The organism is Microbacterium sp. PI-1 (genome assembly GCF_004337555.1).
Classification (GTDB): Bacteria; Actinomycetota; Actinomycetes; order Actinomycetales; family Microbacteriaceae; genus Microbacterium; species Microbacterium aurugineum.
In genome coordinates, this window is the sequence record NZ_SJYZ01000006.1 from 82597 (window position 1) to 95700 (window position 13104).

Consider the following 13104-nt stretch of genomic DNA (forward strand, 5'->3'; position numbering starts at 1 on the left):
TTTCGCCGTGAGCGCACACGTCGGGCGGTGGCGGGTCGCGAGGGTGTCGTGTGCAGGCGCGCACGACGATGTCCCCGCGTCCGGATAGCGTGGAGGGCATGACACCGGATGCCGCGCAGCGAGCTGTGATCGCCGCCGAGCCGTTCGCCTCCGGTGTCATCATCGGGGCGCCGGGAACAGGAAAGACGCGAACGCTCGTCGACCGCGTCGTGCACCTGCTCGATGCGGCCGATCTGCGACCCGAGCAGGTGCTGGCACTCACGCCGAGCCGCCAGGCCGCGACCGCACTGCGTGACCGGATCGGTGTCCGCATCGGGCAGGCGACCCCGGGGCCGTTGGCGCGATCGCTCGGCTCCTTCGCCTTCCAGCTGGTCCGGGGGGCGATGGTGCGCGAGGGAGCGGAGCCGCCTGCGCTGCTCACCGGAGCCGACCAGGACCGCATCATCGCGGATCTGCTCGCCGGTGACGCCGAAGACGGTCGCATCCCCTGGCCGGACGCGCTCAGCGGCTCGGTGCGCGCGTCGAAGGGATTCCGTTCGGAGCTCCGCGCGTTCCTCGCGGAGTGCACCGAGATCGGGGCCCGGCCGGACGAGCTCCGCGCCTCGGGGAACGATGTGTGGGTGGCAGCCGCGGAGTTCCTCGTCGAGTACCGGACGGTACTCGACTCTCTGCGTTCCGCGCACCGCGACGCCGCGGACCTGCTCAGCGAGGCAGCTGCCATCCTGCGCTCGGCCGAGGCGGCGACGCTCGGCCCGCTCGCGCCGTTGCGCGTCGTGCTGATCGATGACGCACAGGAGCTCACCCGCGGAGGGATCGATGTCGTCAGAGCGCTGCGGGGGCGGGGCATCGCGGTGCTGGCGTTCGGCGATCCCGATATCTCATCCGGGTCGTTCCGTGGCGCGAGCCCGGAGCTCTTCGCGCAGCTCGCCGGTGCCGTCGGCGAGGTGCATGTGCTCGACGGCGCGCACCGGCAGCATCCGGCGCTCACCGCCTTGACTCGCACCGTCACACAGGCGATCGGAGTCTCCGGACGCGTCGAGCATCGTCGGGCGCCAGTGCCCGTCGACCCGGAGGAGGTCGATGCGCATGTGTCGACCTTCGTCGCCCCGTCTCCCTACGAAGAGCTGGACCGCATCGCCGGTGTGATGCGCGACTGGCATCTGTCCGAGGGAATCCGCTGGGATCGGATGGCCGTCATCGCTCACGACACGCGTCAGGTGACCACGCTGGAGACCGAGCTCGCGGCCAGGGAGGTCCCCACGCGCGCCGCCGGTGTGCAGCGTCCGCTCGGGAGCGAAGGGATCGTGCGTGACATCGTCGGCATCGTGCGCCTCGCGTTGACGCCGGTCGAGGAGCGCACCCCGGAGGCGCTGGAGGAGGCGCTGCGCACCCCGTTCGGGGGGATGGACGCGATCGGGCTCCGCCGTCTCCGCGCCCGCCTCCGGCACATCGAACTCGCACAGGGCGGGTCGACGCCTGCGCGCGAGCTGCTGCGCCAGGCGATGGCGAACCCCAGCCACCTGACGCTCATCGACTCGCCGGAATCCCGCTCTGCCGAGCGCTTCGCGGAGACGATCGAGGCGGTGGCGCGTGCCGCCGACCAGGGCGAGACGATCCACGATCTGCTGTGGCGGGTGTGGGAGCAGGCTCGTGCCGTCGACGGTCGGCGTCTGCAGGTGGCGTGGCGCGAGATCTCCCTGCTGCCCACCGGAGCGGAGACGGCCCGTTCGCTCGACGCGCTCGTCTCGCTCTTCGACGCGGCGAAGCGCTTCGTCGAGCGCACTCCGAACGAGAAGTCCGAGGCCTTCGTGCGCGACGTCCTCGACAGCGAGGTCCCCGAGGATTCCCTGTCGACCCCGGACCGTCCTGGCAAGGTCACGCTGCTGACTCCGGCCACGGCGCTCGGCACGGAGTTCGACGCCGTCGTCGTCGCCGGGGTGCAGGACGGCGTCTGGCCCAACGTCCGTCTCCGCGGCGGTCTGCTGCAGACCTGGCGTCTGGCCGATGCGCTCGAAGCCGCTCGCACCGGCGTGAGCATCGAACCGCCCGGGGTGCTGGACCGCCGGCGGGCAGCGTTGCATGACGAGCTCCGCCTGTTCGTGCGAGCCGTATCGCGGGCACGGAAGCGACTCCTGATCACCGCGGTCGATGACGACGACCTCACCCCGAGCCCGTTCTTCGCCTTCCTGCCCGCCCCGCACCCGCCGGAGCGCCACGCATCGGCCGAGCATCCGCTCACTTTGCGGGGGCTGGTCGCCCGGTACCGACGGACGCTGACCACGGCGCACTCGGATTCGCTCAGACGTGACGCGGCAGGCCAGCTCGCCGTCCTCGCCCGAGAAGGCGTGCCGGGCGCCGACCCCGCCGAGTGGTACGGCGTCACGGCCCCTTCCACGCAGGCGCCACTGCGCGATCTCGCCGTCGACGGCGCGCGGGTCTCGCCCTCGAAGATGGAGTCCTTCGAGGAGTGCGGACTCAACTGGGTCGTCTCGGCTCTCGGCGGAGACACGGTGATGCCGCCGACGGCGGGGATCGGCACGATCGTGCACGAGGCGATGGAGCGGGTGCCCGACGGCGATGTCGAGCAGATGCGTGCGATCGTCGCGGAGCGTTGGCCGGAACTCGACTTCGAGACCGAGTGGATCGGCCGCAAGGAGCGTCGACGCGCCGATCTGCTCGTCGGGCGCCTGCACACGTATCTCGGCGAGGTGCGCCGCGAAGGCGGGCGTGTCCTCGGCAGCGAGGTGGAGTTCCGTTTCGCCGTCGACGTGGTGGCTGAGGGCGATGCGCACGCGGTGCCCGCCGTGCATCCCGTCGGGGAGGACCGCGCGAACCAGGCGATCATCCACGGGTACATCGATCGCGTCGAGGCGTATCCGCCGGATGCGGGCGAGCACGGCGCCGCACGCGGACGCGGCTGGGAACGGATGTCTGGCGGCCCGGACGGCCGCATCGTGGTGGTCGATCTGAAGACCGGGAAGAACGACCCCGAGTCAGATCCCGGTGTGCGCGAGCACGCGCAGCTCGCGGCCTATCAGGTCGCCGTCCAGCAGGGCCTGGTGGAAGACGCTCCACCGGGTTCGTTGGCCGGGGCGCGTCTCGTGATCGTCTCCAAGACGCTTGCCAAGAGCGAGTACCGCATCGCGCATCAGCACACGCTCAGCGACGAATCGCGGGCGGCCTTCCTGCGTCGCGTCTCGGATGCCGCCCGCGGCATGTCGGCGTCGAGCTTCACGGCGCAGGTCGAGTCGCACTGCGCCGACACCCAGCGCCGCGTGCATCCGTGCCGCATCCACACCGTCCCGGCGGTGAGCGCATGACCGGGTGGAGCGGCGGCGAGGGGATCTCTGCGACCGACATCGCGGCCGCGCTCGGACAGCCTCCGCCCACACCCGCGCAGCAGCGGGTGATCGAGGCGCCCCCGGAGCCGGCGCTCGTCGTCGCTGGAGCCGGCAGCGGCAAGACCGAGACCATGTCCGGGCGAGTGGTGTGGCTCGTCGCGAACGGACACGTACGACGTGACGAGATCCTCGGGCTCACCTTCACCCGCAAGGCCGCGGGAGAACTCGCCGAACGGATAGGCCACCGCTTGGCGGTCATCGACGAGTACGGCCACCGAGGCCTGCTGCCCCATCTGGCGCAGATCGTGGCCGACGGCTCCCTTCGCCGGGTCGAGGAGTCCGCCGAGGGGCGGCAGCGCGAGGTGGTGCGCAGGCATGTCCTCGACGAGCTCGCCGCTCATCACGGCACCGGGTGGGACCCTGCGATTCCCCGCGCGGCGGAAGACGTGATGATCCGTCCGCGGGTGTCGACCTACAACGCCTTCGCCGACGGGATCGTCCGCGAACATGCTGCGCGCATCGGCCGTGATCCCGACGTGGCCATGCTCAGCCAGGCCGCCTCCTGGATGCTGGCCCGTGAGGTCGTGCTCCGCAGCGATCTTCCTGAGCTGGAGAACATCGACTTCGCGCTCGGCACGATCATCGACGCGGTCCAGCGCCTCGCCGGCGACGCCCTCGACCATCGAGTCGACCTGGAGGTGGCAGAACGGATCGCGCGGGACCAGGCACTCGCCTTCGCGGCCTACCGGGGCAATGCCGACGTGGAGAAGGCGGCCGTGAACCTGCTCAGCCTGCCGACGCTCTCCCGTCTGGTGCGTGACTACATGGCCGAGAAGGAGCGCCGCGGCGTGCTCGACTTCGCCGATCAGGTGGGTGGTGCATATGACATCGTCGAGTCCGCGCCCGACGTGCGCGACGAGCTTCGGGAGCAGCATCGTGTCGTGCTGCTCGACGAGTACCAGGACACGTCGGTCATCCAGACCCGCTTCCTCGCCGAACTCTTCCGGGACTCCGCGGTGATGGCGGTCGGCGATCCCCACCAGTCCATCTACGGCTGGCGCGGTGCGAGCGCCGATAACCTCTACGCCTTCTCGCGGACGTTCTCGGGCACCGGAACGGCGCAGACCTACAGCCTCATGACGAGCTGGCGCAACGACCGCGGCATCCTCGGCATCGCCAACCGTGTGCTCGAGCCCCTGCAGCGGCCGGGACTCGACGTGCCGCCCCTCGAGCCTCGTCCCGGAGCGGGGGACGGCTCGGTGTCCGTCGAGTACGCGTTCACGGTCGATGACGAGGCCTCTGCCGTCGCGGATTGGTTCGCCGCGCGGAGGGAGGAGCATGAGGCGCGCGGGGTCGGCGCTGCGCAGAGTCTGCGTCCGCACACCGGTGCGATCCTGTTCCGGTCGAAGCGTCACATGCAGACTTTCGCGGCTGCACTCGCCGCGCGGGGCATCCCGCACCGCATCCTCGGCCTGGGCGGGCTGCTCGCGACTCCCGAGGTGGTCGATGTCGTCTCGACACTCCGGGTCGTGCACGACCCCACGGCGGGGTCCGCCCTGATCCGCCTCCTCACGGGACCCCGCTTCGGGGTGGGGGTCGCCGACATGGCCGCCCTCTACGACCTCGGTCGCGCGCTCTCGGAGCGAGACACCGCGTTGGCACCGCTGCCGGAAGAGGTGCGCGCGCGGTTGCGTTCCTCGCGCGGTGCCGATGAGGCGGTGTCCATCGTCGACGCGGTCGACGTGGTGCGCGCGGTGCGTGATGACTACCGTCTGCTCGAGACGATCAGCCCGGACGGACGTGCACGCGTCCGTGCCGCGGGGGAGATGCTGGAACGGCTCCGGCGGGCGGCGTCGCAACCGATCCCGGAACTGATCCGTCTCATCGAACTCGAGCTCCGACTCGACATCGAACTGGCCGCCAACGAGACACGAGGCCCGGCCCGGATCGCCGCCACGCAACTGCGGGCGTTCACGGACGAGGTGCGGGCCTTCCTCGCGGCCGACGAGCGAGGGAGCATCGGGAGCCTGTTGGCGTGGCTCGACAAGGCCGAGAGCACCGACGAGCTGATGCCGCGCCCTGAGCCTCCGGAGCCGGGTGTCGTGCAGCTGCTGACCATCCACGGCTCGAAAGGCCTGGAATGGGATGCGGTCGCCGTCGTGCGTCTCGTGGTCGACGAGCTCCCCAGCCGTGTCTCCGACACTTCGGGGTGGTTCGGCTTCGGTGTGGTTCCGTTCGCCCTCCGCGGTGATCGGGATGCGCTCCCTCGCTTCGAGTGGGACCCCGTCGAGGCGATGGGGGAGGAGACCGATCCGCAGAAGAGGCAGAAGCTCGCACAGGCCTCATTGTCAGGCGGCGCGACGAAGGCGAATCCGCTGGGCGGCGCGCTCAAGCGCTTCAAGGACGCGTACCGGGCGTATCAGCAGCAGGAGGAGCGGCGTCTCGCCTACGTCGCGGTGACACGTGCGCGGACCGATCTCCTGCTCAGCGGCGCACATTGGGCGGGCCAGAAGGCGCCACGGACGCCGAGCCCGTACCTGGTCGAGGCGATGGAAGTGGTGGGAGTCGAGCCGATCGCCCCGGTGGATCCCGACGACAACCCTTACGACGGTCCCGGATCGACGCTGCATTGGCCGCTCGACCCGCTGGGTGCCCGGCGCGCGACCGTCTCGGCGGCAGCGAGCGCCGTCGACGAGGCGGTCCGTGTCGGTGTCGCCGAGCCGTCGATCGAGCTCACGCGATTGCTGGCCGAACGTGCCGCCCGGCAACGCGGGAACGATGCCGAGGCCCCGACCCGTGTGCCGGCATCGCGGTTCAAGGACTACGTGACGGATTTCTCCGGCACGCTGTCGTCGATCGTCCGGCCGATGCCGGAGAGACCGTACCGACAGACCCGCCTCGGCACCCTCTTCCATGCGTGGGTGGAACAGAGATCCGAACTCGTCGGCGTCGGCACGCGTGTGGACGAGGCGCTTTGGGAGGTGGACGAAGACGACGTCGCCCCGGATCCCGCGGTCGGAGCGACGGCGGGATCCGACGCGCCGGGGGCATCGGCGGATGCCGCTGATCTCGCGGTCCTCCAGGCGACGTTCGAGCGCAGTGAGTGGGGCCCGCTGCAGCCGATCGCGGTGGAGATCGAGATCGACTTCGCCCTCGGCGCCGGGTTGCCGGACGTCGATGCGGGATCGGCGCACATCGTCATCTGCAAGCTCGATGCCGTGTACCGGCGTGCCGATCGCGGTGACCGCATCGAGATCGTCGACTGGAAGACGGGCAGGGCTCCGCGTACGGCGAAGGAGCGCGACGAGCGGATGCTGCAGCTCGCGCTCTATCGACTCGCATACCACCGACGGTACGACGTGCCGCTGGAGGCGATCGATGTCGCGCTGTACTACGTGGCGGACGACCTGATCATCCGCGGCGACCGGGTCTACTCCGAGGAAGAGCTCTTCCAGCGCTGGAGCGCCGCGCGCGCCGCCCGCTGAGCCTCGTCCGAGTCGTTCTCGTCGAAATCGCCGTACTCGTCGTCGGATCGCGGGGGACGCGGGTGGGAGTCCTCGCGCGCGCCGGCCGGACCGCTCGTCCCGGCGAACAGGCTCGCGACCCCGGAGAGATCTTCGGTCTCGATATCCAGCATCCCGGCACGACGGTCGGCGTCGTCGACGCGCTCGCCGGGCACGGTCGCGGTCGGTTCGGCGGAGGACGCGGTCACCGTGTCTTCCCCGTCCGCCGAGTCCGCCGAGTCCGCCCACAGCTCCTCGGGGTTGTACGCATCGGTGTGCATCGACGTGTCGACCTCGGCGACGGCGTCCTTCGGCACGCGGTCGAGAGCATCGAGTGCGGAGTCGACGCCGACACCTCGGGCGTCGATGATGGCGAGGTCGTCGGTGCGCAGTCCCTCGGCGAGTGCCTCCAGCAGGGACGCCGCATCGTCGACGATGTCGGGCCGATGCATCGCGTCGCCGTGCACGAGCCAGCGGGCGAACTCCAGCTCGGCGAGAAGGCGGGCGCGCACCTCGAGGCCGGCGTCCGGCGCCCGGTCGATCGCGCGAGAATACGCGCGCTGGACGTCTTCGGCGGCGTCCGGTGCAGCGGACAACCAGGAGAGGTCGAGGGCAGGGTCTCCTACCGAGAGGCCGTGCCAGCCGACCACGCCGACCACCTCGGGGCCGCGCTCGGGGTGATCGTCGAACAGGAAGGAGGTCGCCTGCACGCCGCCCAGGACGACGGTGGATTCGAAGCGCCACAGCTCATCGTCGGCCACGGCGTCACGCCACCGCACGGTGAGGCGCGCGGGGACGCGGCCGGTGGCGGCCGCGGTGTCGACCAGGCGCTCCAGCTCTGCGCGGCTCTCCTCGGCGCTGCGCGTGGCGAGACCGGCACCGCGCACGACCGAGGTGGGTAGACCATGGACGGCGGCGATCGAGGCGCCCATGGACTCCGCGGCGCCGCGACCGGCGGGCACCATGGCCGCCTCGATCTGGAATCCGGGGAGGAGTTCGGTGACGAGAGCACGTCCTTCGCCGAGCCGAGTCTCGCCGATGTAGGCCGGGGCACGGAAGGGGAGCATGGCGCGTGCCCCGTCGGTCAGCGCGCGCAGGGCGAGCGCTTCGGCAGCCAGTTCCCGCGCTGTCTCGTCATCGTCGGCGACGCGGATCGCGAGCTCACGGCCGTCGGTGAGAGTGGCGATCGCCGAGTCGAACCGTCCATCGCCATCGGCGCTCAGACGGCGCGCCCCCGTGACCTCCGCCCCGGGCAGTGCAGCGGTCACTGCCGCGGCTAGAGTGAAAGGAGAGCGTCCCATGCCCCCAGGGTAGGTCGGCTCAGGGGCGGTCCCGCCTCCGCCACGCCCGTGAAAGAGGGAGTCGATGACCAGTCAGCGCCCGTCTCTCGACCGTGCAGCCGAACTCCGCGATGAGGCGGACGTCCTCGAACGCCTCCGAGAAGACCCCGCCACCCGCGTGATCGTCGTCCGTGAAGGGCGCGTCCGGGTGGTCGATTCGACGTTGCTGCGGGTTCCTCCCTCGGCCGTCGTCGAAGCCACCTGGGCTCTGCTCGGACGGGATTCCGACGGTGCAGTGGTGCTCCTCGCCGCAGCCCCTCCGGAGACCGATTCCCTCGACGCGGCGCCGGATGAGATCTGGCTCGGGCTGCGCGACCTCGGCGGCCGTATCGACGATCAGGAGTCGGAACTCCTCATCGGCGCCATCGCCCTCGCCGGCTGGCTCCGCGATGCGCCGTTCTGCCCGACATGCGGGGGTGGGACGGAGCTGCGGCAGGCGGGATGGTCACGACGGTGCCTGGTGTGCGCTCGCGAGCACTTCCCCCGCACCGACCCGGCGGTGATCGTCGCGGTCGAGAGCCGTGACGGCGAGCGGCTGCTGCTCGGAGCGAACGCGAACTGGGGCGGTCGCATGTACTCCTGTTTCGCCGGGTTCACCGAGGCAGGGGAGTCGCTCGAGTCGACCGTGCACCGGGAGATCGAGGAGGAGTCGGGCGTGCGGCTGTCGTCGCTGCGGTATGTCTCCTCGCAGGCCTGGCCGTTCCCGCGTTCCCTCATGGTCGGCTTCCGGGCCGTCGTGGACGAGGAGTCCGCTGCGCTCGCCGATGGTGAGGAGATCATCGACGTGCGCTGGTTCTCCCGTGCGGAGATCGGCTCCGCGCTGGCAGGGCGGGGGCCGGTGGGCCTTCCCGGGCCCGCGTCGATCGCCCGCGCGTTGATCGTCGACTGGTACGAGGAGCGCGCGTGAGCGCACTCGATGCCCTCGACGAGCGGCAGCGAGCGGCAGCATCGGTCCTGCGCGGACCCGTGGCCGTGCTCGCGGGCGCAGGCACGGGGAAGACGCGCGTCATCACGCATCGCATCGCCCACGGCGTCGATACCGGGGCCTATTCGCCCTCCCGCGTCATGGCGGTCACGTTCACGGCCAAGGCCGCCGGCGAGCTGAGGGGGCGTCTGCGGGCGCTCGGCGTCGAGGGAGTCGCCGCTCGGACGTTTCACGCGACCGCGCTCGCGCAACTGAATTTCTTCTGGCCGACGCTCGCGGGTTCGCCCGCTCCGTCGATCATCGACAACAAGGTACGGATGCTGGGGCAGGCGGCCGATGCGATCCGGTTGCGGCCCAGCACCGCGACTCTCCGCGACATCGCCTCCGAGATCGAGTGGCGCAAGGTCTCGATGCTCTCGATCGACCAGTATGCGGCGCTCGACCGTCCGATCAGCGGAGTGGACACCGGTCAGCTCATCGAACTGATGCGCGGGTACGAGGCATTGAAGGACGACCGCCGTCAGCTCGATTTCGAAGACGTGCTCCTCGCCTGCGCGGGGATGCTGGAGACGGAGCCACGGGTCGCCGCATCCGTCCACGAGCAGTACCGGCACTTCACGGTCGACGAGTTCCAAGACGTCTCACCGCTGCAGAACCGGCTGCTCGAACTCTGGCTGGGAGATCGGCACGACATCTGTGTGGTCGGAGACGCCAGCCAGACGATCTATTCCTTCGCCGGCGCCGACCAGCGCTTCCTGCTCGAGTTCGAGCGTCGTCACCCCGACGCCACGGTGGTGCGGTTGGAGACGAACTATCGTTCCCAGGCGCCGATCCTGACCGTGGCGAACGCGCTGATGCACGGACGTCCCGGTGCGCTCGAGCTCGTGCCCGCGCGCGAGCAGTTCACGGCCGATGCACCCACCGTGACCGCGTACGACTCCGAGAGCGAGGAGGCCGCGGGGATAGCGGCCTCGATCTCGGCTCAGCTCGCCGCAGGGGCATCGCCCTCGGAGATCGCGGTCCTCTACCGCGCGCACGCCCAGTCCGCGGTCCTGCAGCAGGCGCTCGCGGCCGAGGGCATCGCGGCGACGGTGCTGGGGGGTACTCGCTTCTTCGCGATGCCAGAGGTGCGTCAGGCCATCCTGGCGCTGCGGGCGGCGGCCGTGGCTCCCTCCGAGCACGGGTTCCTCCCCGCGGTCCAGCGGGTCCTGCGCGAGCTCGGACTCACGGAGGAGCCGCCGGCTGCGGGCGGTGCGCAGCGGGGTGGATGGGAGGCGCGTCGTGCCATCCTGCGCCTCGCGGAGGATGCCGGTCCCGAGGCCGATCTGCGCAGCTTCAGCGACGCGCTCATGGCCCGCGCGAAAGACCAGCATGAGCCCACGATGCGCACGGTGACCCTATCGACCCTGCATGCGGCGAAGGGCCTCGAGTGGCCCCACGTGCACCTCGCCGGGTGGGCCGAGGGGTCGTTGCCGATCTCCTACGCGACGAGCTTCGAATCGGTCGATGAGGAGCGGCGCCTGGCCTACGTCGGTGTCACGCGCGCCGCGAGGACCCTGTCGCTGTCGTGGGCGAGAACGGCGGGGCGGGGAGAGCGGTCTCCGTCGAGGTTCCTCGCTGAGATGGGGACCACGGCTCGCGGCACCGGCATTCTTCGTGAAACCTCACCGAATGCCACCCGATCGAGCCGTCGGCGCTGACCTGCGCGATGCGGCTCTCCGAAGCCGGATGTTCACCCAGGAGCACTGCGGCGATCCGTCCGGCCTCGGCGACCTGCACCGCGCGGATCGGCCCGGGATCGCGACCGATCAGCTGTGCGTGCAGCAGGGGCCAGGCCGGGTCGAGATCCGTGGCCTGTGCGTCCCGGCAGGCGAGGCACGCGGACGCTCCGGGGATGACGAGGGGGCCGACCGTCACGCGTCCCGGTTCGAACGACACGGGAAGGTGCGGGACGTCGTCACGGAGGAAGCGGGCGAACGGCAGAGCGGCGGCGGCGCCTCGCACGAGCACGACGGCGACAGCGGGTGGCTGAGCAGGATCGACGAGGGTGATGCCCTCGTCCACGAGCGACTCCCGCACGCGGTATTCGCACCTGCCGTCGGAGATGCCGATGCTCTCGACCCAGGCGGCACGGGCCGCGGCTGGCTCATCGACCAGGAGCGGTTCCACCCGGGCGAGCAGGGCGCGAGCCTCTTCGCGCGGGGCGCCGGCGGCATGGGCGATCACGTCGAACGATCCCCGGCGGAAGGACGAGCGCAAGCGGCTGAGGAGGCGCTCCACCCAGGGGGCGACAGCATCGAAGCTCAGGGCACTGTCGTAGCCGAGCTGGAGCGTGCATTCGTCGCGCCACAGCAGTGGCGCGTTCGGGTCCACGCGCGTGAGGATCGGGGGAGTGAGCGGCATCCCTCCGATTCTGGAGGGGGCACGCGCACGGCGGACGCCACTCCGCCGCTTCGGTGGAGAACTTCCCGTAATTCGCACGACGGGGGAGGAGAAGTGCAGCTTCCCCGTTCCGTCCGCGACGCGTCGGTCAGACGGGTCGGTCGCCTTCCGGGGCAGCGTCGTCGTCGCCATCTTCGGGCTTGTCCTCCGCGAAGTCGTCGCCGTCGAGCAGCCGCGCCAGCGCCTCGTCGAACTCGTCGGCGACCGGCTGCTCACCGCGCTCTGCGGCCTGCAGTCGCGCCACGAGCGCCCGGGGGTCGTCGATGTCGTCGGCGGTCGGCATCAGGTCGGGGTAGTCCCACAGCGAGTCCCGTGCACCGATACCCACGGCGTCCGTCACGGCCTGCCACATCGCCGACGCCTCCCGCATCCGCCGCGGACGAAGCTTGAGCCCGACGAGTGCGCCGAGCGCGTCCTCCGCGGGGCCGCCCACCGCGCGCCTCCGGCGGGCTGCTTCCGCGATGCGCGCACCGTCGGGGAGCCGCGAGGTCGCCTGTGCGGTCACCACGTCCACCCACCCGTCGATCGTCGCGATGAGGTTTTCCAGCCGGGTCAGCGCCTCGCGCTGGGCTTCGCTCTGCACAGGGAGCAGTGCGCCACCCTCGATGGCCGCTCGCAACTCCTCCGGGTCGGAGGGGTCGAGCCGGCTCGCGACGTCTTCCAGAGCATCCACGTCGACCGTGACGCCGCGGGCGAAGTCCGTGATCTGCGCCATCACGTGCAGGTGCAGCCATTTCGCGTGCCGGTAGAGACGCGCGTACGCGAGCTCCCGGGTGGCGAGGTAAAGGGCGATCTGGTCTTCCGGGATCTCGAGGCCCTCGCCGAAAGCGGTGAGGTTCTGCGGGATCACGGCCGCCGTGCCGGCGGGGAGCACAGGGATTCCCACGTCGCCACCGGAGACGACCTCGAGCGAGAGGTTCCCGAGTACCTGCCCGAACTGCGCCGCGAACACGGATCCGCCCAGACCCCGCATCAGCTTTCCGGCGCCCTGGACGACGCCGCGCATCTCCTCGGGGACCTGGGTGTCCAGTGCGGAGGTCAGTGCATCGGCGATGCTGGTCGACACCGGATCGGCGATCTCCTTCCACACCGGAAGGGTCTTCTCGACCCACTCGCCGCGCGTCATCGCGATCGGGGATTCGGCGAGCTCCGAGATCGTGGTCGCCTCGCCCAGCCAGAGGTTGGCGAGAGAGAAGGAATCGGCGAGTGAGGTGCGTGATCCGTCGCTGATGCCCTGCCCGTCGCGGTTGGCGATGAACAGGGCCTGACGCAGGGCGTTCTCCCAGGGGTCGCCGCCGAACGCGCCCTGGAGCTGCGACATGATCGTCTGCATCATCGCGGGGTCGAGGCTGAAGCCGTCCATTCCTTCGAACGCGCCGCGCAGTGCCTCGGGGTCGATGTCGCCACCGCCCTGGTTCGCGAGCATCCGTCGGAGGAACTCCTGGAAGTCCTCGGGGGTCGGGTCGTTGTCTGCCATGTCGCTCGCCTCTCAGCACATCTCTTGCCGTGGCATCTACGCTAGTCACAGGTTTCTGCGCGCGACCCCGATGCGG

Annotated in this window: 6 protein-coding genes; 4 read left to right on the forward strand and 2 right to left on the reverse strand. The window is 70.6% G+C overall.

Annotation, left to right across the window (positions count from 1 at the left end; translation table 11 throughout):
• The first annotated feature begins 98 nt into the window (after window positions 1-98).
• Both E0W80_RS07455 and E0W80_RS07460 read left to right on the forward strand, forming a co-directional pair.
• On the forward strand, window positions 99-3320 hold the full coding sequence (locus E0W80_RS07455) for an ATP-dependent DNA helicase (protein ID WP_131491921.1): 3222 nt from the start codon (window positions 99-101) through the stop codon (window positions 3318-3320).
• Window positions 3317-6826 carry an ATP-dependent DNA helicase gene (locus E0W80_RS07460; protein ID WP_131491922.1) on the forward strand — a complete coding sequence of 1170 codons (3510 nt, stop codon included), beginning with the start codon at window positions 3317-3319 and terminating at the stop codon, window positions 6824-6826. Before E0W80_RS07455 ends, E0W80_RS07460 begins: the two co-directional genes overlap by 4 nt.
• On the opposite strand, the gene E0W80_RS07465 is transcribed toward E0W80_RS07460, so the two are convergent.
• Window positions 6772-8145, reverse strand: coding sequence for a hypothetical protein (locus E0W80_RS07465; protein ID WP_240740473.1), 1374 nt, complete (start codon window positions 8143-8145; stop codon window positions 6772-6774). The genes E0W80_RS07460 and E0W80_RS07465 overlap by 55 nt on opposite strands.
• 64 nt (window positions 8146-8209) lie before the next feature.
• Between E0W80_RS07465 and nudC the strand changes: the two genes are divergently transcribed.
• Together nudC and E0W80_RS07475 are read left to right on the forward strand one after the other, a co-directional pair.
• Window positions 8210-9091: an NAD(+) diphosphatase gene (nudC, locus tag E0W80_RS07470; RefSeq protein ID WP_131491923.1), complete on the forward strand. Its 882-nt coding sequence runs from the start codon at window positions 8210-8212 to the stop codon at window positions 9089-9091.
• Complete coding sequence (locus E0W80_RS07475) at window positions 9088-10809, forward strand: ATP-dependent helicase (RefSeq protein ID WP_131491924.1); 1722 nt, start codon at window positions 9088-9090, stop codon at window positions 10807-10809. Before nudC ends, E0W80_RS07475 begins: the two co-directional genes overlap by 4 nt.
• 830 nt (window positions 10810-11639) lie before the next feature.
• Here the strand turns inward: E0W80_RS07475 and E0W80_RS07480 are convergent.
• Complete coding sequence (locus tag E0W80_RS07480; RefSeq protein WP_131491925.1) at window positions 11640-13028, reverse strand: zinc-dependent metalloprotease; 1389 nt, start codon at window positions 13026-13028, stop codon at window positions 11640-11642.
• Window positions 13029-13104 lie beyond the last annotated feature (76 nt).